Genomic DNA, 23,158 nt, shown 5'->3' on the forward strand with positions numbered 1-23,158 from the left:
TAATGGCACTCAAGGACAGATGAAAGCTTATCTCTTTAGTGTAATCAAGCAAACCTTCAGTGAACAGATCATTTGAGCGATAAATATCAAAAATTTGTCAGCATATTCGGGGATCATATCTAGTAGTCTGTCAACCCGAAAATGAGGGGTGAAGGGGGGTAGGGGGAGAAGAGAGGTGGGGGGTGGGGGAGGTAGGGGAGGTAGGGGGGGAGGGAAGAACAGAAGTTTTTTTCCATTACCCGTCAAAATAAATTTGACAGACCACTAGTTCTTAGATTTCATCATGAATTTACTCAAAATAGGTAGTAAAAAGATAGAGGAAAAACTTTATCCTATCTTTAACAATTCCCCACTAAGATCTGAAAATTAGCGGTTTCTGGACTTCTTTACATGAAATTTTCCTATTGTTCACTATGTTTTTTGAGCTTATTTAGCACTTTAGGTTTATTATCCACCTTATTACAATTACAAAGTGCTAATGCTAGTCCGGGGAGTTGTCCTGTTCCCGTCTTAGCTCGTATCCAACGTCATCAAGTTAATCGCGGTGAAACTTTAGCAAGTATAGCTAATCGCTATAATTTATCACCAGAAACCATTATGGGAATCAATCCATCTGTTAAGAATGGGGTGGTAAGTCCAGGTACAGAATTGCAAATTCTTCCTTTTAATGGCATTGTTGTGGAAGTTCCTCGTAATCAAAGCTGGCGACAAATCGCATCTAAATATAAAGTTCGCCCAGATACAGTCTTTGAAATCAATGGTTGTCAGAAAACCCCTAGATTTGTTTTTTTACCAATACTTCCAGGGGTAACTAATACTACTGCCCCTACTCCTGCTGCTGGGGTAATTGCTACGGCACCTAGTACCCCCGCTGAAAACATTACTGGTTATCCCTTGCCAAGTGTTACAGAGGTTGGATTAGCTTATGGTTGGCAATATCACCCGGTAACAGGAGACGTTTTCTTTCATAGTGGACTAGATTTGTTAGCACCAGTAAATACTCCTGTGGCAGCGATCGCTCCAGGAATCGTCGTCTTTGCCAAGGAACAAGGTAGTTACGGCAAATTAGTCATTATTAACCACGCAGGTGGCTCACAGAGCCGTTACGCCCAACTTGACAGCATCAAAGTCACGCTCGGTCAAACGGTCAACAAAGGCGATATTTTAGGATCAGTGGGAACTACAGGACAACCAACCTCTACTCAACCCCATCTTCATTTTGAAATGCGTTCTAACGGTTATTTAGGTTGGGAAGCAAAAAATCCCAAGGAGTTTTTAAAGTGAGGAGTTCTCTAAGGGAACACCAAAAAATAAATTACCCAATTTTGTGGGATGGGCATCCTGCCTGTCCTTGATGATCAGCAGGCAATTCGTCCCGCACCACAAGAAATTTTTGGGTATTTTTTTAATTGGAAGTCCCTAAGCTAAAATTTGAAAAGCGAAAAAAAAGGTTTGGCACTATGACCAAACCTCCATAATTGCTGTGCTTAACAACGTACTCAATTAATTTAGTGCTACTCTAGTCACATATCATCTTCCTATGGAATGTGTACAGATTGCTCTAACTGTGATAAATCAAGACAGAAATATATATTGGCGTTGCAAATATTAGTCTATATGAAATTATACAAATTAATTTAAATATAAAAAAGGCTTGGGTGTTAGCCAAGCCTTTATATATACCAGGTGTTTACCATATATAGATACTTTAAACCTTAAATTACTCCTATTCATCTTCCTATCAGGTGTGTACAAATTCAATAAAATCTGATATGGCGGATGTTTATAAGTAGGGGTTGCTGAAAAAGTTATCTGTGAGGGCTAGTAGTGTGTCAACCCGAAAATGACGGGTGAAGGCAGGCAGGGGGGGTGGGGGAGGTGGGGGAGGTAGGGGAGGTAGGGGAGGTGGGGGAGGTGGGGGAGGTGGGGGAGGTAGAGGGGGAGGGAAGAACAGAAGTTTTTTTCCATTACCCGTCAAAATAAATTTGACGAACTGCTAGAAGTATGGCTAACGCCACGCTGCGCTATCAGCAAACCCTACTTCATGGTTTTTGAGCGATCGCTGGCTCGAAAATTGCCGAAAATTTGATCAGGTAGGCCAAAAGACCTACCCTACAGCTATTCTTTCAAAATAGTCTTGGATGCCATTCTTGTCTTCTTGCGATCGCTTTCGGTGAGTTCTTCACCGGCTTGTAAGCGAGTTGCTGAAACTTGTAGCACGGTGGCTGCACAGGTATCACCAATTTGTAAGGCGGTATTAGCAGCAGTTTGTAACATTGTGGCAGCACCAAGGCGATCGCCTAGTTCTAATTTTGCCTCAGCTAATTGAGTTTGCCGATATTTAGCCAAAAGCAGAATCGAGTTTAGCACCTGGGAATTGAGAGCAGGTTCATAACTCTTGGTAAAATTGGCATATATTGGCACTAAGGGAGAAAGTAAACCCTCTTTATTCAAGGATGGGTCATCATAGCGAATTTGAATATGACCAATGACTTGTTTCCCTTCTGGTAATTGTCCCAGATAAATATTCGCTAAAACAACCCTTTCGCTATCCTTCATCAAGTCCCCTAACCGCAATATTAGAGTCCCATTAGCATCGGTTTCCACTGGTAATTCAATGGTATCTGGGGCAACTTGGGCAACGGGTTTGAGTTCCGCCAGACGGACAACAGGTACTAAAGATAGGAGTAAATGGGCATTTGTTAATCCCACTGATTGTACCCGCCGAAATAGCCGCGCAAATTGAGTTACAGCTTGCTCTGGGTTCTCGATATAAGCTAGAGTCCCACCCCCTGCATCAGCAATCTTTTCCAATAAATCTGGATTCCAGTCATCACCAAAACCCAGGGTGTTAATTGTCAGGTTGAGTTTGGCGGCTTTTTTGGCAAGTTGCAAACAACGTTTATTGTCATTTGGTCCAATTTGCCATTTCCAAATCTGTAACCCGTTATCCCCATGACCATCTGTGAGGAGGAAGGCTTGGGAAACCGCCCCTTTTGTGCCTTTGAGTAGTTCTGTAATCCCCAAGGATAAACCTTCGGCGATGACAGTCCCGCCAGCAGCCTTTAGCTTGGCTCTTAACTGGGTTTTGATGCTTTCAATATCTTGGATGATTTGGTTGGGGATAATGACTCCAGACGTGCCAGCAAAACCGATGATGGAAATCCTGTCACCAACTTTTAATTGATCCAATAATTGCTCAACTGCTTGAATGACAATATTCATGGGTTCACCGGACATAGAACCACTTTGATCGAGAATCAAGCAGAGATTCAAGGGTAAACTTTGTTCAAATTCAGCAGGAATGGCGGAAATAGAAATTGAGAGTTGACGTTGATTGCTTTGTTGGGCAGCATCAACGTTGGTATCATTTAGAGCCGATGTTAGTTGAACTTTCATTGAGGGGAAGCATCTTGCAAAACAGTTTTTGAGACAATTCTGGTTTTTTTGCGATCGCTTTCTGATAACTGTTCCCCAGCTTGTAGGCGGGTGGCGGAAACTTGCAATACCGTTGCAGCACTAGCATCTCCCATTTGCAGCGCAGTTTTTGCCGCAGTTTGTAACATCGTTGCTGCACCAGCCCGATCACCCTGCTGTAATTTCGTTTCGGCTAACTGGGTTTGGCGATATTTGGCTAAAGCTAAAACCGACCGTTGTACCTGGGGATTTGGTGCTGGTTGGTATTCCCTGGTGACATGAGCATAAATTGGTAGATTGGGGGAGTATAGCCCGATTTGGTTATGGGCGGGGTCATCGTAGCGGACTTGAACATTAGCGATCGCCTGTTTACCTTCTGGCAACTGTCCCACATAAATATTAACTAAAACTACCCGTTCCCCGTCTTTCATTAAATCGCCCAATCTCACCACCAAGCGCCCATCGCTTTCGGGTTGTACTGGTAACTCAATGGTATCTGGGGAAACTTGGGCAATGGGTTTGAGTTCTGCTAACCGCACATTAGGCATTAAGGATAATAATAGTTGAGCGTTAGTCAACCCCACTGTTTGCATTCGACTAAACAACCGCCCAAATTCCGATACAGCCTGATCTGGGTGTTGAATATAAGACAACGTACCCATGCCAGCATCAGCGATTTTTTCTAAAACTTTATCATTCCAATTGTCACCAAATCCCAATGTATTTAGAGTTAAATTATAACTGGCGGCTAATTGGGCAAATTTCAAACAGCGATCGTTATCACCATGTTCATTTTCCCCATCAGTCAGTAAAAATGCTTGGGAGACTGTATCATGTTTACCCTTGGCTAACTCTTCAATTCCTAAGCGTAAACCCTCATCAATGGCAGTTCCCCCATCAGCTTTGAGTTGCATGATCTGTTTTTTAATATGTTGGCGATCGCTAATTAACTGATTTGGGACTAGAACTTTAGCCCGGTGGTCAAAAACAACCACACTGAGGCGATCTTCAGGAGTGAGACGATCTACCAATAAACAAGCGGCATTTTTGACAGTTTCTAGGGATTTTCCCATCATTGAACCGCTATGATCGAGAATCAAGCATAAGTTCAATGGCACAGTCCGATCTATTGTTTCACCACTAGCAGAAACGGAAACTACTAATTGACGTTGAGTGCTAGTTTGATTTGCATCTATACCAGCATCATTGAGCGCTAGTTGTAAATTAATCTTCATAATTTCAATTTCCTATCTAGTTTAGACAGATACAATTTTATAGATAACTTCAAACCGCATCCTCCATACTACGGAAAATAAGTTGATTTAGGAGTCACAGGCTGAGAATCACTGGAATAAAAGCCTTAACTTTCCCTAAAACAAAGACTGAAATATGAACAAATAAACATGAAAATTGATATAATTTAATTATTCAAACAGTAATTTTTTAGGGTTTCTGCTAAAGTAAAAGGAGATTCTTTAGGAAAGAAGTTTAATTTAATTCCTGTTTCTTCAGATGCTTTTAACCGAGCTTTTTCATAACAATCTGCAAATATTTCTATAAGTAGAGGTTGCAAACTAGGACTATCTTCTAATAATAATTCAATACAAATACGTTGCTCTATAATCGTACTGCGCCAGCTTTCATTATGTTTTTCAGGTTGATATTGCCATTTTAGTAAGTGCATTAATAGCACAATTAAACGGCTCTTTAACTCCCGTTTTTCACTTTTTCCCATGCTTTCAATTTCTTCTATCAGATTTGCTAAATCAATTTCTGCAAATTTCCCTGCTTTTAATTGTTTACATATTGTTTCTGTCCACAGATAAAAATCTTGGTCGTAAAGATTATCATTGGTAATAACCGTTGGTTGATGTGTTGTCATAATGATTTCTAACCTCCTGCAATAATCCTATCAGTAAATCATTCTATTGCGTCTCTTTCTTCATAATTCACATTGATGCTAAATATAGCATTCCCCGGCAGAGCCAGGGAAGGAGGATAATAATGGTTTTTGTTGTTAGGAAATATTCGCCATATATTTAACTAAATCATCTATTTGCGAAAAATCTAATAATTCTTCGGCTAAATCTTCCAGTTGAGTTAGTCCCAAATTAGGAAGTTGCTGTTCTATTCTGGCTGGAATATTCCCAAAGCGGCGTTTTAACATACGGAGAATCAATTCTAGTGCTTCTCTTCTTTTGCCTTTTTGCTCACCTTTTTGCAGAATATCCTGATAAACCCAAGATTCTTCCATAATGTCCTCCTGAAACAGTTAGTTATTTTTTTCCTTGAATCTGGTAATTGTTATTTACCAGATTCTTACATATATACTGATCCTTGGGTTGATGATTTAGAAAACAATTGGATATCACCCCCCTAACTCCCCATAAAAATCTTCATCTAACAACTGTTCTATAGTAAAAGGAAAATCAAGAGGATATTCTGTTTCATCTGGTTTTCTTACTCCTAATTTAGCATTTTTACTTTCTTTAATTGCCAATTTACGAGCATCAGCATAAGCAATAAAAATAACCTCATGGAGATAATTTTTAAAAGAAGGATTTTCTTCCAAATCTTTTTCAACTCGAAAGCGATGTTCAGTAACAGAACTATACCAACTTCCTTTCATCATTTCGGGAGCATCAGCTTGAACAGTTAATTTGAGTAAGTGAGCAATTAAAATTGTTAAATTACTCAAAAATGACCGTTTTTCTGATTTCCCCATATCTTCTAATTCTAAAAGCAAATGTTCCCAATCAATATCATTAAAATCTTGTTGTTTAATTTTTTTAATGATAGTTTCTCGCCAAACATTAAAATCTCGTTCATAGAGTTGATTGTTCATAATCCTCCTGCAAAAGTTAACTCTTATTTTAATTTAGTTAGGACTTACGCACAAGTTACGGAATAAACGAACCACAGAGGCACAGAGAACACAGAGAAATAAGAGTTTGATAGGTTTTTTGCGTAAGTCCTATTAGTTTAAAAATATTTACCCGGATTATAAAAAGCCAAATTTAATAAAATTTAACCAAAACTGGGAATAATACCCACAAATAAGTGTAAAATCTAATAGATAATCTCTTGCGGATGCGATTATGTCACCAGACTACTCCGGTCAAAATCTCCAAGGACGCTCTTTTAAAGGTCAAAATCTGACAGGAGCTAAAGTTTAATTTAATTCCTGTTTCTTCAGATGCTTTTAACCGAGCTTTTTCATAACAATCTGCAAATATTTCTATAAGTAGAGGTTGCAAACTAGGACTATCTTCTAATAATAATTCAATACAAATACGTTGCTCTATAATCGTACTGCGCCAGCTTTCATTACGTTTTTCAGGTTGATATTGCCATTTTAGTAAGTGCATTAATAGCACAATTAAACGGCTCTTTAACTCCCGTTTTTCACTTTTTCCCATGCTTTCAATTTCTTCTATCAGATTTGCTAAATCAATTTCTGCAAATTTCCCTGCTTTTAATTGTTTACATATTGTTTCTGTCCACAGATAAAAATCTTGGTCGTAAAGATTATCATTGGTAATAACCGTTGGTTGATGTGTTGTCATAATGATTTCTAACCTCCTGCAATAATCCTATCAGTAAATCATTCTATTGCGTCTCTTTCTTCATAATTCACATTGATGCTAAATATAGCATTCCCCGGCAGAGCCAGGGAAGGAGGATAATAATCGAAAATTTTCAATGCTAACCTACTTACAACTTTCCCTCACATATCTGGGAATTTAAAATTGGTGGATATCAAGTATTAGATAAATGGTTGAAAAATAGAAAAAATCCTAAGAGAGAATTATCTACTGAGGAAATTAACCGGTATCAAAAAATTGTCATTGCTTTAACAGAAACTTTACGAATAATGCAGGAAATTGATATAATTGTTCCAGGTTTTCCCATAGAGTAAAAACTGGTAATATTAACCAATATTAATTTCCTATCTACATTGAAAACCCAAAATATCTCCTATTTACCTCTCTCTCCTCATGGTGCAAAAATAATATTAGGAAACAATATTACACCAGAACAATTAGTAGTTCCCCTTGCACCCACTCCTACAACAATGTTTGGACCCCGTGCAGCTTGTTTATTATCACCAACAGGACCATTATGGGTATCAGATACAGGACATCATCGTTTATTAGGGTGGCAAAATTTACCCACAAAAGATCATCAACCCGCGGACTGGGTAATAGGACAAACTGACTTTTTTCATGAAGGACAAAATGCTAAGGGTACACCAGGAAAATCTACACTTAGTGTCCCTACAGGTATTTGTAAATGTGGTAATGGTTTAGCTGTTGCCGATGCTTGGAATCACCGCATTTTAATCTGGTACAATATACCAGAAGATAGTCATGTTCCCGCAGATTTGGTATTAGGACAAACTAACTTTATTGATAATGAACCAAATCGAGGTAATCAACAACCTGCGGCTAATACGTTACATTGGCCTTATGGTATTTTTTATCATCAAGGTAAGTTATTTGTAGCTGATACCGGAAATCGTCGGTTATTAATTTGGAATCAATTACCCACAGAAAATGGACAACCTGCGGATATAGTTTTGGGACAACCGGATATGATATCACGCAATGAAAATGGAGGTGGTTCTCCCACCGCAGCCAGTATGCGTTGGTGTCATGATATCACCTTTTGGGATGATAATTTAGTTGTTGCTGATGCAGGTAATAACCGGGTAATGATTTGGGAAGGAACACCAACAGAAAATAATGCCCCTTGTGCGGTGGTTTTAGGACAAAAAAACTTCAATTTTGTGGAATTAAATCAAGGTGTTTATTTTCCTAGTGCAAGTAGTTTAAGTATGCCTTATGGGGTAGATGTTGCGGGGGATTGGTTAATAGTTGCTGATACAGCTAATTCCCGGTTGCTAGGATGGAAGAAACAAGCATCTGTTTTATTATTGCAGGGTGCGATCGCTGATGGTGTGATGGGACAAGATAACTTTACAAATAAAAGCGAAAATCGGAATTTTGGACTACCAACAAGACAAAGTTTAAATTGGTGTTATGGAATTAAGGTTTGTGGGGAAACTGCGGTGGTTGCTGATTCTGGGAATAATCGCGTTTTGATTTGCAAGTTTTGATTATTTCACGCAGAGACGCAGAGGCGCAGAGGAGGAAGGATGAGAATAGAGGAAATTCGGGTTTGTGGGACTGTACAAGGTGTGGGTTTTCGTCCTACTGTGTATCGTTTGGCGAAGGTTTTTGGGTTAAAGGGTGATGTTTGTAATGATGGGAAAGGGGTGTTAATTCGTGTTTCTGGTGGTGAGGAAGAAATAACGGAGTTTGTCAATAAACTATATCAAGAATGTCCTCCTTTGGCAAGAATTAAGGAGTTGATTAGAAGTCCATATTTAGGGGAGTTTGATTTTAATACTTTTGTGATTTCTCGTAGTGTTAATAGTGTGGTGAAAACTGAGATTTCTCCTGACGCGGCAAGTTGTCCCCAATGTCAAAGGGAGATTTTTGATCCTTTTAGTCGTTATTTTCGTTATCCTTTTACTAATTGTACTCATTGTGGTCCAAGGTTGAGTATTATTCGCGCTATTCCCTACGATAGAAATAATACTAGCATGGTGAATTTTCCAATGTGCCAGGAATGTGAAAAGGAATATCAAGATGTAGAAAATCGTCGGTTTCATGCCCAACCTGTGGCTTGTTTTGTATGTGGACCTCGTGCATGGTTAGAAAGGACTGACGATAAACCTGTGATTTCTGATATGTTTTCCATGTTGGATGATGTGGATGCTGTTTGTACGTTATTACAAAAGGGTGAAATTGTTGCTATTAAAGGTTTAGGTGGTTTCCATTTAGCTGGCGATGCCACTTTAGAAAATGCAGTTTTAAAACTCAGAGATCGTAAAATTCGTTATCATAAACCTTTGGCTTTAATGGCAAGAGATATTAATATTATTTCTGAATATTGCTATGTTAATAATTTAGAAAAGGAATTGTTAACAAGTTCTGCTGCACCAATAGTTTTATTAAATATTAAAGATCAGAGTAAATTAGCATCTTCTATAGCCCCAGGGCAAAATACTCTTGGTTTTATGCTACCTTATACACCGTTACATCATTTAATTCTCAGAAGAATGAAAGTACCAATAGTCTTAACTAGCGGTAATATTTCTGATCAACCACAATGTATAGATAATGAAGATGCAAAAGATAAATTATCCAAAATAGCTGATTATTTTCTTTTACATAATCGTGATATTGTTAATAGAGTAGATGATTCTGTAGTGCGAGTTATTGATAATCAAATTCAAACCCTCAGACGCGCTAGAGGATATGCACCAGCACCAATTCTTTTACCTCCAGGTTTTAAAAATATACCGCCTATTTTAGCAATGGGTAGTGAGTTAAAAAACACCTTTTGCTTATTACAAGAAAGTGAGGCGATTTTATCACAACATTTAGGAGATTTAGAAAATGCGGCTGCTTTTAATGCTTATCAAGAAACATTGAATTTATATCTGAATTTATTTCAACATCAACCAGAGATAATTGCTATTGATAAACATCCAGAGTATTTATCTTCTAAACTTGGCAAAGAACTAGCAGAAAGTAATAACATTAAATTAGAAGAAATTCAACATCATCACGCCCATATTGCTGCCTGTATGGCAGAAAATCAAATCTCCTTAGATACAAAACCCATTTTAGGAATAGCTTTTGATGGGTTAGGATATGGTGAAGATGGTACACTGTGGGGAGGAGAATTTTTACTAGCAGATTATTGTAACTTTCAAAGATTAGCTACATTTACACCAATGGCAATGATAGGAGGAAAACAGGCAATTTATCAACCTTGGAGAAATACATACTCTCAATTAATTAATGCTTTTACTTGGGAAGAAATCAAAGAAAAATACAGTGATTTAGAAATCATCAAATTTTTAGAAACTAACAACCCAAAACTACTCAACCAAATCATAGAAAAAGGTATTAATTCACCCTTAACATCATCAGTAGGCAGATTATTTGATGCAGTTGCAGCCGCAATAGGTATTTGTCGAGAACAATGTAGCTATGAAGGACAAGCAGCAATAGAAATGGAAACAATAGCTGATGTCAATATTTTAAACAATGATGAAGAAAGTCTAAATTATTCCTTTAAATTTAAAAAATCAGATAATATTTATTATATAAATACATCTCCAACATGGCGAGAAATCCTCAATGATATTAAACAGCACATATCCTCATCAGAAATAGCTGCAAAATTTCATAAAAGTTTAGCTATTACTGTTGTAACAATGGTTAAACAACTTAGACAAGAACAGGAATTTTACCAAGTAGTATTAACAGGAGGAGTATTTCAAAATCGAATTTTATTACAACAGGTAAAAAAGCGATTAGAAAAATTAGAAATTAACGTATTAACTCACAGTATATTACCGACAAATGATGGCAGTTTATCATTAGGACAAAGTGTAATTACAGCCGCTAAATACTTAAAAGAAATAACATAAAAACCTCTGTTGTCTCCGCGCCTCTGCGTGAGATAAATCTTCAAAAAGGAAAACTAAAATGTGTTTAGGAATACCCGGACAAATAACAGAAATAACCAACCGCGAACATAAACTAGCTATGGTTAATATTGGAGGAGTCAAAAGAGAAATAAATATAGCCTGTATAGTTGACGAACAACACCCACCAGAAAAATGTATAGGAGATTGGGTATTAGTTCACGTCGGTTTTGCCATGAACAGAATCAACGAACAAGAAGCCGCAGAAACATTACAATTATTACAAGAAATAGCCCAATCTTATACTTAAAAACCTCTCTTCCTTTGCGTCTTTGCGCCTTTGCGTGAGAAATCAAAATATGAAATATGTAGATGAATTTCGCAACCCTGAAAAAGCCCTCGCTTTACAACAAGAAATAATCAAACTCAGCCAACAAATAGACAAACATATCAAAATAATGGAAGTATGTGGAGGACATACCCATGCTATTTTTAAATATGGAATCGAAGAAATATTACCCGATAATATAGAATTAATTCATGGTCCTGGTTGTCCAGTTTGCGTCATGCCTAAAGGGAGAATAGATGATGCGATCGCACTCTGTCAACTACCCAACATCATATTTACCACATTTGGCGACGCAATGCGCCTACCTGGCGCAAAAACCAGCTTATTGCAAGCCAAAGCCCAAGGTGCTGATATTCGCATGGTTTACTCACCATTGGATAGTCTGAAAATAGCCAAAGAAAACCCCAATAAAGAAATCATCTTCTTTGGCTTAGGCTTTGAAACCACCGCCCCTAGTACCGCATTTACCATTCTCCAAGCAGCCGCAGAAAATATTACTAATTTCAGTATGTTTTCTAATCATGTATTAGTAATTCCCGCCTTACAAGCATTATTAGAAAACCCCGATTTACAACTTGATGGTTTTGTTGGACCAGGTCATGTAAGTATAGTCATAGGAACAGAACCTTATGAATTTATTGCCCAAGAATATCATAAACCCATCGTTATTTCTGGCTTTGAACCATTAGATATATTCCAATCAATTTGGATGTTATTAAAACAAATAGTAGAAAATCGTTGTCAAGTTGAAAATCAATATAATCGTTTAGTAGAACCTAGGGGAAATCAAAACGCATTAATAGCCATGAATCAAGTTTTTACAGTCCGTGAAAAATTTGCATGGCGAGGTTTAGGAGAAATCCCCAATTCCGGTTTTAAAATTCGTGCAGAATATGCCCAATTTGATGCTGAAGTTAAATTTACCATTCCTAATTTAAAAGTAGCAGATCATAAAGCTTGTCAGTGTGGAGAAATTCTGAAAGGAGTTTTAAAACCTTGGCAATGTAAAGTATTTGGAACAGCTTGCACACCAGAAACACCCATAGGGACTTGTATGGTTTCTTCCGAAGGTGCTTGTGCAGCATATTACAAATATGGGCGACTTTCGACTATGGCTAAAAGAGATAAATCAGGTGTATCTCCACAATCGCTATCAATCTAAATTGCACAATTTGAGGAAAATTATATGCCTTTTGTCACTGTTCAAATTGGTAAAGGTCACTCCATAGAAAAAAAGCGAAAATTAGTTAAAGCTGTAACCGATGCTTTAGTTTCTGCTTTAGGAACAAAACCCGAATGGATAACCGTACATATTGACGAATTTGAACGGGAAGATTGGGCAGTTGGTGGGATTTTACATTACGATAAACACAATGGTAGACATGAAGAGACAGGTAGGTAATTAATTAACAATGACAGGCAAGATGCCTGTCCCACAAGAAAAGAATATAATTACAAAGCAATTTTAAAATGCCAATTAACCCTAATCAAAATTCACTCTTTCAAAAAATCGAACAAGTCCGTCGTCGTCAAGGAAAAGTGAGAGATACTCATATTAATTTATCTCATGGTAGTGGTGGTAAAGCCATGAGAGATTTAATAGATGATATATTTGTAAAAAGTTTTGATAATCCCATACTTGCCCAATTAGAAGACCAAGCCACATTTGATTTAGCCAGTCTTTCTCAACATGGAAAGCGACTAGCATTTACTACAGATTCTTATGTAGTGGACCCCTTGTTTTTCCCTGGTTCAGACATAGGAGAACTAGCAATAAATGGCACAATTAATGATTTAGCTGTGAGTGGTGCAAAACCTTTATATCTCACCTGTAGCGTCATTTTAGAAGAAGGTTTACCAGTAGAAACCTTACGCCGTGTAGTTGCCAGTATGCAGAAAGCAGCCCAAAAAGCTGGAGTGCAAATAGTCACAGGAGACACAAAAGTTGTTAATCGTGGTTGTGCTGATAAACTATTTATTAATACTGCCGGTATTGGCATAATTCCTCCTAATATTGATATTTCTCCTCGCAACATTCAACCGGGAGACGTGGTAATTATTAATGGAGAAATCGGAAATCATGGTGCAGCAATATTAATTGCTAGAGGAGAATTAGCATTAGAAACAGATATAGAAAGCGACTGTCAACCATTACATGAATTAGTCGCCGAAATCATCAAAGTTTGTCCCCAAATTCACGCCATGCGAGACGTAACCAGAGGAGGTTTAGCCACAGTATTAAATGAATTTGCCCTCACAGCGAACGTAGGAATACGTATCAATGAAAATGCAATTCCAATTCGAGAAGAAGTAAATGGAATTTGTGAAATATTAGGATTAGAACCCTTATACTTAGCCAACGAAGGAAAATTAGTTATAATTGCACCAGCAGAAAAAGCCGATTTAATATTAGAAACAATGCGAAATCATCCCACAGGAAAAGACGCATCTATTATTGGTGAAATTATTCCCACACCATCAGGAATAGTATTATTAAAAACTGCTTTTGGTGCAGAAAGAATAATAGATATGCTAGTAGGTGATCAACTTCCCAGAATTTGTTAAATACCTCATTCTTCCTCCCTCTGTGTCCTCTGCGCCTCTGTGGTTCGTTTAAAAAAAAGTATATGCACGAACTAGGAATAACCCAAAACATCATCGCCATAGTTAGCGAAAACGCCCAAAATAAAAAAGTTCAAAGAGTATTATTAGAAATTGGCAAATTATCAGCAATTATGCCAGATGCAATTAAATTTTGTTTTGATATTTGCGCCCAAGGTACAATAGTAGAAGGGGCAAGATTAGAAATTTTAGAAATCCCTGGCATGGCTAAATGTCGCCAATGTGGTACAACTTTTAATGTAGATAAACCTTTTGGTATTTGTGAATGTGGTAGTGTGCAATTAGATATAATCACTGGTGAAGAATTAAAAATCAAAGAAATTGAAGTGGAGGAATTATGTGTGTAACTTGTGGTTGTGCTGATAATAATCAAACGACAATTACAAACATGGAAGATGCAGATCATCATACCCATACTTTAGCAGATGGAACTGTAATTACTCATACTCATCACCATGAAGAATCACCCCAAATTCATGCTAAAATACATAATACAATCATATCTTTAGAACAAGAAATCTTAAGTAAGAATAACTTACTAGCTGCCCAAAATCGCGGCTGGTTTAAAGGTCGAAATATTCTGGCTTTGAATTTAATGAGTTCTCCCGGTGCAGGAAAAACTACATTATTAACTCGGACTATTAATGATTTAAAAGATAAATTATCTATTAGCGTGATTGAAGGTGATCAAGAAACAACTAATGATGCGGAAAAGATTAAACAAACAGGTTGTAAAGTTGTGCAAATCAACACGGGTACAGGCTGTCATTTAGACGCATCAATGATAGAAAGAGGTTTACAAGAACTGAATCCTCCTCTTAATTCTGTGGTGATGATTGAAAATGTCGGAAATTTAGTTTGTCCGGCTTTATTTGACTTGGGAGAAGCTGCTAAAGTTGTAATTTTATCGGTGACAGAGGGAGAAGATAAACCAATTAAATATCCCCATATTTTCCGCAATAGTGAAATTATGATTTTGACAAAAATTGATTTATTACCCTATTTGCAATTTGATGTTCAGCGCTGTATTGAATATGCTAAACAGGTAAATCCAAAAATCCAAATTTTTCAAGTTTCTGCTACTACTGGGGAAGGGTTAGATGAGTGGTATGGGTTTTTGTTTAGTAAGGTTGTGGTTTCTGTTTAATTGCAATTTTCTTTTGATAAACTAATCAAAACTTGGGCTAGTTTACGCTAGTAAGCTGTTTTGCATTTAATTTACACAGGATTAAGCAAGGGAGCAATATGCTCCCATTACATTAATTTTTATAAAAATTTAACGTTTTTACATTATTCAATTTAGTAGCAGGTTAGCTGATCATATATAATATGGGTATAATTAAGACTACCCAATCTAGTTCTGTCATAATTACCATAAATTCACAACTGTAAGTACGATGTGGACGATCGCACAAGCATATTTTATATGAAAACCTTAGAATTAAAAGTCATCTTAACCAAAAATCAAGAAGATTTTTTATTAAAAAGCAACGCCCCGGATCTTGCTTGGGCGTGGAACTTAGCACTAGAACTTTTGATAGAAAACCACACAATCAACTACTACGAATGGTTAGCTAAAAAAGCATCTGAACTCAATATATCCTTAGATGGAATTGATTTCTGTTGTTTGAGTCTATCTAAAAAAAGTGGATGGTCATTACCCATGAAGCCTGACACTAAGCGTATGGAAGAATTACTTACTAAATGGGAAAAAGACAAGACATATAAATATTTTGGTTTAGGCGGACATTCTTGTAGAATTGCGTACATTGATAAATCAGGAAAATATACACCAGTTGAAAAGCGATCGCTCCCATCAGAATCCCGACTACTAGCTCACCTGAAACCAGGCAAAGACGGGACTAAAAAAATGGGAAGTTCTGTTGATTACAAGACCTTATCTGGATGTTTAACCAAAGAGAAATGTGACAAAATCAGGGAAGAAAAGGGATTGCCCAAGTTAACACTTATGTCAGCTTACCTAAAGGGTACGCTTAATAGATTGGCTACGAGTTGGGCTGCTTATGTTGATGTTAAACGCCGTGATGCTCACATACCAAAATTCAAAAAAGAACCTGTTTCTTCATTTTTTTGTGTTAGTCCTGAAGGCATAAAACTAAGGAATAATAAACTCATACTTCCTGGTTTAACGGATGGAATTATCTTCGTTAATAACAATCATTTAAGAATTGAAAATGGTTCTGATATTCGTTCTGCTGTTATCAAAAAAGAACCATCAGGGTGGTATGTTTGTTTAACAGTTGCTAGCCCACTAGAAGTAGAATTAAGAACGGTTAAAAAGGAAATTAAAACAACAAAGGATGAAGATAAAAAAGCGGATTTAAAGCAACAAGTTAATCAACTTGAAACAGCTTTATATATTCACGAATCACATAAAGCTGGCATTAAAAAATCAGATAAAGCTGTAGGGATAGATCCCGGTGTTAAGGCACTTATAGCAACTGATAAGGGTACATTAATTAAACCTAATGCTAAAGTAGAAAAAAGGGAAAAACGTATACAAAGACTACAACGTAAACTATCAAGGCAGAAAAAACACGGTAAAAACTTTAAAAAAACATCTCAACAATTAGCTAAACAACATGAAGTTAACCGTCGTAGTCGTACATCTTATCAGCATAAAATTAGCACCTATTTAGTTAGGACATTTGGGGCTATAGCTTGGGAAGAAACGCAACATAATAACATTAACAAAAGACCTAAAGCTAAACTCAGAGCCGATGGTAACGGATATGAACAAAATGGTGCAAAACGTAAAGCAGGTCTAAACAGGGCTTTGGCTAATGCTGGTATGGGTGGTCTAAGAGAAAAAACTAAAAATAAGATGGAAACATTAAGAGGTAAAAATAGTTTTCTCTTGACAAAGCCACATTATTCTAGTAAGCTATGTCATAGCTGCGGAACTGAAGGTGATCGTCCTTCACAAACAGATTTTTATTGCAAAAATCCCAAATGTAAATTATTTGGGATTAAGCAACAAGCAGATGTAAATGCAGCTAGAAATCATCTGCTAAGATCAAGTTTCTTGGAAAGTGGTGAATACCGCCTTTGGGATTGGTATGAAGCACATCAAGAAAATACCTCGCTTGGATCGGGGGAATTTAAGCCTGATGGAGAAATCCTATTTAGTGGAGACTTGCCACTAAGTGAGACTGAACACTCGATTAGTAAGTCTGTGAAGCAGGAAGCGGAAGCGATCGCCGCATCATCGGTGGAATATGCCGATCAATTAACCCCCCAAAAGGGGAACAAAGCGCGGAAGGGAGGGTGTAAAAAACCTAAATCCGCAAAAACAACCTCAAAGCTAGACACCGTAAGCGATCCGAACCTTGACAATAAGCCAGATACTCGCGCACCTTGCACATCAAGCATTTCACCGAATTCAGTGGAAAATAAAATTCCCAAAACTAAGAAAAAAAAGAGATCCGCGCAATCATCATCTGAAAGCTTTACACAGCTTACTATCTGGGATACGGCAGGTGAAATTAGCTTTGAGTAATCAGGTTAATTGCAAGCCTTCATAATCAGAAGGCTGAAGCAATGCAGCAGCTTGGGTGAAATTAGCTTTGAGTAATCAGGTTAATTGCAAGCAACCTCCAAACCTATATGATCCGGAACAGGATGAAGGTGAAATTAGCTTTGAGTAATCAGGTTAATTGCAAGTTAATTTCGAGATAACTGCACTTGGCTCCCAGAAGCAAGGTGAAATTAGCTTTGAGTAATCAGGTTAATTGCAAGGTGGCAATTACAGATTCTCAGATCACTGCTACAGGGTGAAATTAGCTTTGAGTAATCAGGTTAATTGCAAGTTTACCAACTTCCCTACACAAACTAGCTAACACCGGTGAAATTAGCTTTGAGTAATCAGGTTAATTGCAAGCTCCAATTCTTCTTGCCATTGGGGTTGGACACTTGCGGTGAAATTAGCTTTGAGTAATCAGGTTAATTGCAAGTTGCAGTTCTAGCTCACGTATGCGTTCTGACTGGGTGAAATTAGCTTTGAGTAATCAGGTTAATTGCAAGTTATTAGACTCAAGTATTCAATGTCTGGAAGATATGGTGAAATTAGCTTTGAGTAATCAGGTTAATTGCAAGACAATTAACAAAGAACTCATGCCACTTGTTTTTATGGTGAAATTAGCTTTGAGTAATCAGGTTAATTGCAAGGCCAATGAATCTGACGCAATGTATGAGATGTCAGGGTGAAATTAGCTTTGAGTAATCAGGTTAATTGCAAGACCAGAGACAGATTATTAATACTACACACAGCTAAATGCAAAGCATCCAAAGTTCTTAAAGGCAGATCAAACCTGGATATCCAATCTCTAGCTAAACGGTAATGTTGATTTTCCAATAAAACAAGACCATACAAACCTTCATTAAGATGATTTTCAAACAATTCTGTAATCCGTCTAGCGTCATTTTGGGAAACTTCACCCATTCTTACCCTACGAGATAAGGCAGAAAATAATTCCACCTCAACTAATTGACTAATGATCGGTTTATCTTCTTGTTTTTGTAATAGTTGTTCAACAACAGCACTTAATTTTTCAGGCACATAATAAGAAACAATGGCACTAGTATCTAAATAAATCAATATCTTTCGTTCTCTCTTTCTTCTAATATCGTGGTACTCATTGAACTTCCTTTTAAAACTATGGATTTTCTAAAATGGTTTAAACTAGGAAATACTTTTTTTACCTGTTGGGGAGGAAGAAGACGGGCAATTTCTTTGCCTTCTTTCATCAGAATAAATTGCTCACCTTTGGCAACTTGTTCTAGAAGTTTATATAAATTTTGAGTAGCTTCTTCAATTGTAATCTGAGTCATAAGGTTCTCAATATTTTACAAATTTGCTTTAATTATATAACAGAAATAGATGTTTTGTAAATATATTCTATTAGCTATTTAGGGAAACTAGATCCCCATATTTGTACCCAGATCACACATCTACGAACATCACCTGATTGGCGTTGCTGATTAAGGGTATGAATTTTAGTCTCACGCAAAGGCGCAATCACGCTTCGTGATCTCGAAGAGTAGACGCACTGAGGTTTGATTTTTAAAGGTTCAATTTGGAAATTTCATACCTCGATTCAGCAACGCCACCTGATTCAACTACCCCGTTCAAGGTTTCTGCATAAACCCCAATATCCGAATTACTGACTCTACCAGAAAAAGCTCTGCCACACCTACCAGGTTCAAGTTGTAGCCAAATGTTATCTAATATTTTTGATGAACCAGTTGATAAAGGTAATCTTAAATCTGTTCTTGAACGACAGGTAAATGTAAATATTTTTTTAGGTGATAAAAGTATTAATCAAAATATAATTGGTTGTATGAATATTGGTTCTAAACCTCCTAAGAGAAAGTTAGATAAAAAGAGAGTTGAAAAATTGAAAAATTACGGCAATTAGGTTTAACTGATCAAGAAATTGTAGAAATATTAGAATTACCTTTAGAGGTCGTTCAAGAGGTGGAAATTTAAACTTGGAATATTAAATCTACTAACTATCTAAGATAGGAAAATGGTGTGTTACGCTATCACTAACGCACCCTACAAATAGATTATTTTTGAAAAATAGTTAATAATACAAACCCCAATAAATTATAGTGACCTACACAAGTTAACCCAGCTTTATTACCCATTTCTTCTCTTTGTTTTTGGCTATAAAACTTAATTCCTGTGTGAGAATGGGGCGTAATTTGACATGGTGATGAGTTATTAACAGTAATATCTACTAAATAAAATTTACCACTAGGAGAAAGTACCCTCGCTACCTCATTTAAAACCTGTTCTGGGTGGGGATAATGTAAGAAACTAATTGTATTAAAAACCGCGTCAAATTGTCCCTCAGCAAAGGGGAGATTTTCCGCATTACCTTCAAGATAAATTAATCGGGGACGATGACGGTTATTTTGTCTAGCTACCCGCAACATTTGGGGAGACAAATCTAAACCTGTAGCTGTGATTTTTGGAAACTGAGTTGCTAATCTATTTAATAAGCGTCCAGTTCCACAACCTAAATCAAGTACATTGGCATTTGGTGGTAATTCAACTTTTGTCAGTAATCTTTTATGGATTGCTTGGTAAATGAAAGAAGGAAATGCCCAATCATAACTATTTGCCCAACGGTCAAATAATTCTTTTTTATTATTGACAAAGTTACTAATCATGGCTGCTATATTTTTGTGTTGATTTTATTATAACAATAAAAAGATAGATCATATAGATCCCCGACTTCTTTGAGAAGTCGGGGATCTTGTCGTAATTAAAATATAATTTAGGACTTACAACCAATCTCGATAAGCTGAAATTTCAGTTACTCCAATTTCAAAGGGTGATCCTTTGCCAAAAGGAGGATAAACACGGATTTTGGCATTTTTAGTCAATCTTTCCAGTCTATTTCCCAATTGGGGAATATTGCTAACTATGTGCCAATAAGCAACTATATCGGGACAGTCTACAATTAACATTAAAGTAGTCTTATCTGTGGTCATGTACCACTGACAATTAGATAGTAATACTTGGGTAATGCGATCGCACGCATAAAAGAAGCATCTACCTATAGACTGTTCCAACTCCAAATGGAGGATACCATCCTCTTTTGTTACCTTTGTCGGAGGTAAATCATCGGGAGGAAGCAAAGAAAATTTAGACATAATTCCGCACCTCTTGATTGTAGCGTTGCAAACTTTCTCGATTTTTTTGCAAAGAAAAAGATGAGGGTTTTAACGCTAGTGTGCTGAGATCTAATTCGTCCTGAAATTTCTTGATTTTGTCACGACAACCATTAACATCACCGATAATTGAATTCTCAATCAAATAGTCTTCATCGAAACAAATATTTGTCCGATTAAATGCTGGTTGTTGAGGACTTTTCTGCATTACTTGAGTCGAGTTAGCCGTCATTTCTTTGCTGAAGTGGCGAATAAAAGGCAATGCTTCATTTACCGCTTCATCATGAGTTTTACCCACAAAAAAGAACCGGGCTAACAGGAACTTTTCTGCACCACTGGAATTAAATTCCCGATACTTATTGACTGTCTTCCGCAATCTTTCTAGAGAAAAAGGTGGACCACCCATTAAACCGAAAGAATTTTCGGCAGCAAATTTAACTGCATCATCGTCACCACTAGCAACATAGATGGGAATTGGTTTTTGCAATGGTTGGGGATGAATTGTGAGATTTTCACATTGATAATATTCGCCATTAAATGATACATCAGTCTCATATAACAGCTTTTGAATCAATGCTACTGACTCTAACATTCTGGTGCGAGATTCCTGGGTTGTCACCCCAAAATGTTTATTTTGCTGTGGAAATGGTCCACCTTTGGCTACCCCAAAAGCCAGCCTCCCACTACAAAGATTATCCAAAGTGGCGATATCTTCAGCCACGCGGATTGGCTGATGAAATGGCAATAATACAGCCGCAGTTCCTAGACGAATTTGTGAAGTTACACCCGCCAAATGTGCCAATAACAGCAGAATTGAAGGACTAAGATTGAACTCATTAAAATGATGTTCCGTTACCCAAGCCTCTTCAAAACCTAAACTTTCAGCCTCTTTTACCAATAAAACTTGCTCAAAGATAGTCCGTCTAGCATCTAGGTGATGATTTTCGTAATTGCAGAAAAGTCCTGTTTTCATTGTTGACCAAATATTAGATTAGGCTGCGACTAATTGCAACTCCAACCATAATCGAGGTTCGGACTGCTTTAACTTCGACATAGGGTCACGTAGCAATCGTTTAGCATTCAGACAAACTACTTGAATTAACCCCATATTTTCGGCTAATTCTCTGAGGATTTCTTTTTTGGATTGGATACAGGGCATTATGTCTTCTCGACAATAAATTCCTATATATTGAAACCGTTTTGCAGGTCGTCCCCAAAAACAAGTAATAACTTTCACATGACAGCCTTCTAAGAGTTCTCCCACGGCTGGGTAATAGTCATTTACGACTCTAAGAAATTCTTGGGCTAGGATGTCTTCAGTAATCATCTGACTGATTCTTCTGTAGCTTCCATAACTCTATTAATTATAACATATAATTGTTATTTAAACCTGACAAAATAAATAAAATCAATAAGATCCCCGACTTCTTTAAGAAGTCGGGGATCTAAAACTTTCAACTATCGAGAATTGCGTTCTGCTACTAAAACATCAGCAATGATATCTGGTAGACTTTTCAAATCGGTATATCCTTCTGAACCAGAAATTGGGGAAATAAAAGTATAGTTAGGATCACAAACTCCTGTGTCATAAACCTGCATAACCCATCTATCAGGTAATCCCTCTACACCCAATTCTACAATGTACCAACTCTCACCCATTAACCGAGAATTAATCACTGTAAACCAATCTCTATAATCATCAGCAATATTCCAATCTGCCAAAAGAAATTCTAATGATATTTTTCCGGCATCAGTTGCAGTCAATAACATTATTACTCCTGAGTGACAACTTGATTAGAAACTTCAGGGTATAAACCTAATTCTTTTGCTAATTGTTTAGCAACAAAAAATAGAAATTGCGCTCCATCTTGATTACCTTGATGAGCAAACATTGTGGCTACTTGTAACATTGCTTGAACTAAACCAGAATCAATTAATTCAGGTTGTGCTTCCAAAACTTCTGGTTCTTGACCATTAGGACATTGGAGAAGTTCATCAATTAAATTAAAATACTGTGTTTGGCGTTCATCTGTCATGATAATTTAGTTTATGGTGAATGATTAATTTGAAAAATTACTGTTCGATGCTTTGTTGCCACATTCTTTCCAACATGGCAATGTGTTCTTTTAATACAGCAGCACGGTAGACAAGATATCTGTCATAAGCGATAATTCCTATACCAATACAAATCGGTGTTACTAAAAATAACCATTGCAAAATTGTTGCTAATTTATATTTTTTTGCCGCAATTTGGATTTGATGTAGAAAATTATTTTCAGATAATTTAACCTTGACTAAAGATGGCTGAGTGTTGATAATTCTTGTTTGGGGAACTAATTGAGGAGATGCTATATTTATTTTCGGCAATTCACAGGATAAATTCTGTGTTTTAACGAACTCTCTATGTTGTCCCCAAACTATAGCAAATACTACTACCCCTGGAGAAATTAATGCTAAAGTTACCAAACTTACGGTAAGCACATTTAAAAGTTTGACTTTCATGTTTTCTCCATTACCAGGTATCAACTACCTAGAAAGAAAATTTCTATTAGTAGGTTTAT

Annotated in this window: 25 protein-coding genes, 2 pseudogenes and 1 CRISPR repeat array; of the genes and pseudogenes, 12 read left to right on the top strand and 15 right to left on the bottom strand. The window is 36.9% G+C overall.

Annotation, left to right across the window (positions count from 1 at the left end):
- Window positions 1-390 precede the first annotated feature (390 nt).
- Window positions 391-1,284, top strand: coding sequence for a LysM peptidoglycan-binding domain-containing M23 family metallopeptidase (locus NG743_RS22645; RefSeq protein WP_257120942.1), 894 nt, complete (start codon window positions 391-393; stop codon window positions 1,282-1,284).
- Between the two features lie 834 nt (window positions 1,285-2,118).
- Here the strand turns inward: NG743_RS22645 and NG743_RS22650 are convergent.
- From NG743_RS22650 to NG743_RS22675, 6 genes are all read right to left on the bottom strand, one after another.
- Complete coding sequence (locus NG743_RS22650; protein ID WP_027401714.1) at window positions 2,119-3,399, bottom strand: vWA domain-containing protein; 1,281 nt, start codon at window positions 3,397-3,399, stop codon at window positions 2,119-2,121.
- Window positions 3,396-4,652, bottom strand: a complete 1,257-nt coding sequence (locus NG743_RS22655) for a vWA domain-containing protein (protein WP_027401713.1) — start codon at window positions 4,650-4,652, stop codon at window positions 3,396-3,398. Before NG743_RS22655 ends, NG743_RS22650 begins: the two co-directional genes overlap by 4 nt.
- Before the next feature lie 185 nt (window positions 4,653-4,837).
- Window positions 4,838-5,299: a DUF29 domain-containing protein gene (locus tag NG743_RS22660; RefSeq protein WP_027401712.1), complete on the bottom strand. Its 462-nt coding sequence runs from the start codon at window positions 5,297-5,299 to the stop codon at window positions 4,838-4,840.
- A gap of 135 nt (window positions 5,300-5,434) precedes the next feature.
- A complete protein-coding gene (locus NG743_RS22665; RefSeq protein ID WP_168697129.1) occupies window positions 5,435-5,671 on the bottom strand; it encodes a DUF4351 domain-containing protein in 237 nt (78 codons plus the stop codon).
- A gap of 114 nt (window positions 5,672-5,785) precedes the next feature.
- Window positions 5,786-6,262: a DUF29 domain-containing protein gene (locus NG743_RS22670; RefSeq protein WP_051424262.1), complete on the bottom strand. Its 477-nt coding sequence runs from the start codon at window positions 6,260-6,262 to the stop codon at window positions 5,786-5,788.
- Window positions 6,263-6,518: 256 nt separating this feature from the next.
- The gene (locus NG743_RS22675; RefSeq protein WP_257120943.1) at window positions 6,519-6,983 is read right to left on the bottom strand and encodes a DUF29 domain-containing protein; all 465 of its coding nucleotides are present in this window, start codon (window positions 6,981-6,983) and stop codon (window positions 6,519-6,521) included.
- A gap of 212 nt (window positions 6,984-7,195) precedes the next feature.
- On the opposite strand from NG743_RS22675, the gene NG743_RS27005 reads away from it, so the two are divergent.
- From NG743_RS27005 to NG743_RS27010, 10 genes and pseudogenes are all read left to right on the top strand, one after another.
- Window positions 7,196-7,336, top strand: a complete 141-nt coding sequence (locus NG743_RS27005; RefSeq protein ID WP_371316455.1) for a hypothetical protein — start codon at window positions 7,196-7,198, stop codon at window positions 7,334-7,336.
- A gap of 39 nt (window positions 7,337-7,375) precedes the next feature.
- Complete coding sequence (locus NG743_RS22680; RefSeq protein WP_257120944.1) at window positions 7,376-8,536, top strand: NHL repeat-containing protein; 1,161 nt, start codon at window positions 7,376-7,378, stop codon at window positions 8,534-8,536.
- Between the two features lie 39 nt (window positions 8,537-8,575).
- Window positions 8,576-10,927: a carbamoyltransferase HypF gene (hypF, locus tag NG743_RS22685; RefSeq protein WP_257120945.1), complete on the top strand. Its 2,352-nt coding sequence runs from the start codon at window positions 8,576-8,578 to the stop codon at window positions 10,925-10,927.
- Between the two features lie 58 nt (window positions 10,928-10,985).
- Window positions 10,986-11,234 carry a HypC/HybG/HupF family hydrogenase formation chaperone gene (locus NG743_RS22690; RefSeq protein WP_027401708.1) on the top strand — a complete coding sequence of 83 codons (249 nt, stop codon included), beginning with the start codon at window positions 10,986-10,988 and terminating at the stop codon, window positions 11,232-11,234.
- Between the two features lie 49 nt (window positions 11,235-11,283).
- Window positions 11,284-12,435 (top strand): hydrogenase formation protein HypD, encoded by a 1,152-nt coding sequence (hypD, locus tag NG743_RS22695; RefSeq protein WP_257120946.1) that lies wholly within the window; start codon window positions 11,284-11,286, stop codon window positions 12,433-12,435.
- A 24-nt stretch (window positions 12,436-12,459) separates the two neighbouring features.
- On the top strand, window positions 12,460-12,675 hold the full coding sequence (locus tag NG743_RS22700; protein WP_168464984.1) for a tautomerase family protein: 216 nt from the start codon (window positions 12,460-12,462) through the stop codon (window positions 12,673-12,675).
- A 68-nt stretch (window positions 12,676-12,743) separates the two neighbouring features.
- Window positions 12,744-13,838 (top strand): hydrogenase expression/formation protein HypE, encoded by a 1,095-nt coding sequence (gene hypE / locus NG743_RS22705; protein ID WP_257120947.1) that lies wholly within the window; start codon window positions 12,744-12,746, stop codon window positions 13,836-13,838.
- 62 nt (window positions 13,839-13,900) lie between these two features.
- Entirely contained in the window at window positions 13,901-14,242 is a 342-nt protein-coding gene (gene hypA, locus NG743_RS22710) for a hydrogenase maturation nickel metallochaperone HypA (protein ID WP_027401704.1), read from the top strand.
- The gene (gene hypB, locus NG743_RS22715) at window positions 14,233-15,042 is read left to right on the top strand and encodes a hydrogenase nickel incorporation protein HypB (protein WP_257120948.1); all 810 of its coding nucleotides are present in this window, start codon (window positions 14,233-14,235) and stop codon (window positions 15,040-15,042) included. The genes hypA and hypB overlap by 10 nt, the downstream gene beginning before the upstream one ends.
- A gap of 822 nt (window positions 15,043-15,864) precedes the next feature.
- A pseudogene (locus tag NG743_RS27010) lies at window positions 15,865-16,866 on the top strand (transposase); the annotation flags it as partial.
- 528 nt (window positions 16,867-17,394) lie between these two features.
- Window positions 17,395-18,154: a CRISPR direct-repeat array (repeat unit 37 nt; unit sequence GGTGAAATTAGCTTTGAGTAATCAGGTTAATTGCAAG).
- Between the two features lie 59 nt (window positions 18,155-18,213).
- Here NG743_RS27010 and NG743_RS27015 read toward each other — a convergent pair.
- Together NG743_RS27015 and NG743_RS22720 are read right to left on the bottom strand one after the other, a co-directional pair.
- A pseudogene (locus NG743_RS27015) lies at window positions 18,214-18,474 on the bottom strand (type II toxin-antitoxin system VapC family toxin); the annotation flags it as partial.
- Between the two features lie 35 nt (window positions 18,475-18,509).
- Complete coding sequence (locus tag NG743_RS22720; protein WP_213717327.1) at window positions 18,510-18,746, bottom strand: type II toxin-antitoxin system Phd/YefM family antitoxin; 237 nt, start codon at window positions 18,744-18,746, stop codon at window positions 18,510-18,512.
- Window positions 18,747-19,132: 386 nt separating this feature from the next.
- Here NG743_RS22720 and NG743_RS22725 point away from each other — a divergent pair, with 386 nt between their 5' ends.
- The gene (locus NG743_RS22725; RefSeq protein ID WP_051424260.1) at window positions 19,133-19,333 is read left to right on the top strand and encodes a hypothetical protein; all 201 of its coding nucleotides are present in this window, start codon (window positions 19,133-19,135) and stop codon (window positions 19,331-19,333) included.
- A gap of 151 nt (window positions 19,334-19,484) precedes the next feature.
- Here the strand turns inward: NG743_RS22725 and NG743_RS22730 are convergent, their stop codons facing one another.
- The 7 genes from NG743_RS22730 to NG743_RS22760 all read right to left on the bottom strand — a co-directional run bounded on the left by NG743_RS22730 (window position 19,485) and on the right by NG743_RS22760 (window position 23,099).
- A complete protein-coding gene (locus tag NG743_RS22730) occupies window positions 19,485-20,093 on the bottom strand; it encodes a class I SAM-dependent methyltransferase (protein ID WP_257120949.1) in 609 nt (202 codons plus the stop codon).
- 114 nt (window positions 20,094-20,207) lie between these two features.
- Window positions 20,208-20,579, bottom strand: a complete 372-nt coding sequence (locus NG743_RS22735) for a hypothetical protein (protein WP_193962844.1) — start codon at window positions 20,577-20,579, stop codon at window positions 20,208-20,210.
- Window positions 20,572-21,570, bottom strand: coding sequence for an LLM class flavin-dependent oxidoreductase (locus NG743_RS22740; RefSeq protein ID WP_027401699.1), 999 nt, complete (start codon window positions 21,568-21,570; stop codon window positions 20,572-20,574). The genes NG743_RS22735 and NG743_RS22740 overlap by 8 nt, the downstream gene beginning before the upstream one ends.
- 18 nt (window positions 21,571-21,588) lie before the next feature.
- Window positions 21,589-21,924, bottom strand: coding sequence for a hypothetical protein (locus NG743_RS22745; RefSeq protein WP_027401698.1), 336 nt, complete (start codon window positions 21,922-21,924; stop codon window positions 21,589-21,591).
- Window positions 21,925-22,055: 131 nt separating this feature from the next.
- Window positions 22,056-22,367, bottom strand: a complete 312-nt coding sequence (locus NG743_RS22750) for a hypothetical protein (RefSeq protein ID WP_027401697.1) — start codon at window positions 22,365-22,367, stop codon at window positions 22,056-22,058.
- Window positions 22,368-22,369: 2 nt separating this feature from the next.
- Window positions 22,370-22,633, bottom strand: a complete 264-nt coding sequence (locus NG743_RS22755) for a hypothetical protein (RefSeq protein ID WP_015079389.1) — start codon at window positions 22,631-22,633, stop codon at window positions 22,370-22,372.
- Window positions 22,634-22,670: 37 nt separating this feature from the next.
- The gene (locus tag NG743_RS22760; RefSeq protein ID WP_027401696.1) at window positions 22,671-23,099 is read right to left on the bottom strand and encodes a hypothetical protein; all 429 of its coding nucleotides are present in this window, start codon (window positions 23,097-23,099) and stop codon (window positions 22,671-22,673) included.
- Window positions 23,100-23,158 lie beyond the last annotated feature (59 nt).

The sequence above is a fragment of the Dolichospermum heterosporum TAC447 genome (genome assembly GCF_024584745.1).
GTDB lineage: Bacteria > Cyanobacteriota > Cyanobacteriia > Cyanobacteriales > Nostocaceae > Dolichospermum > Dolichospermum heterosporum.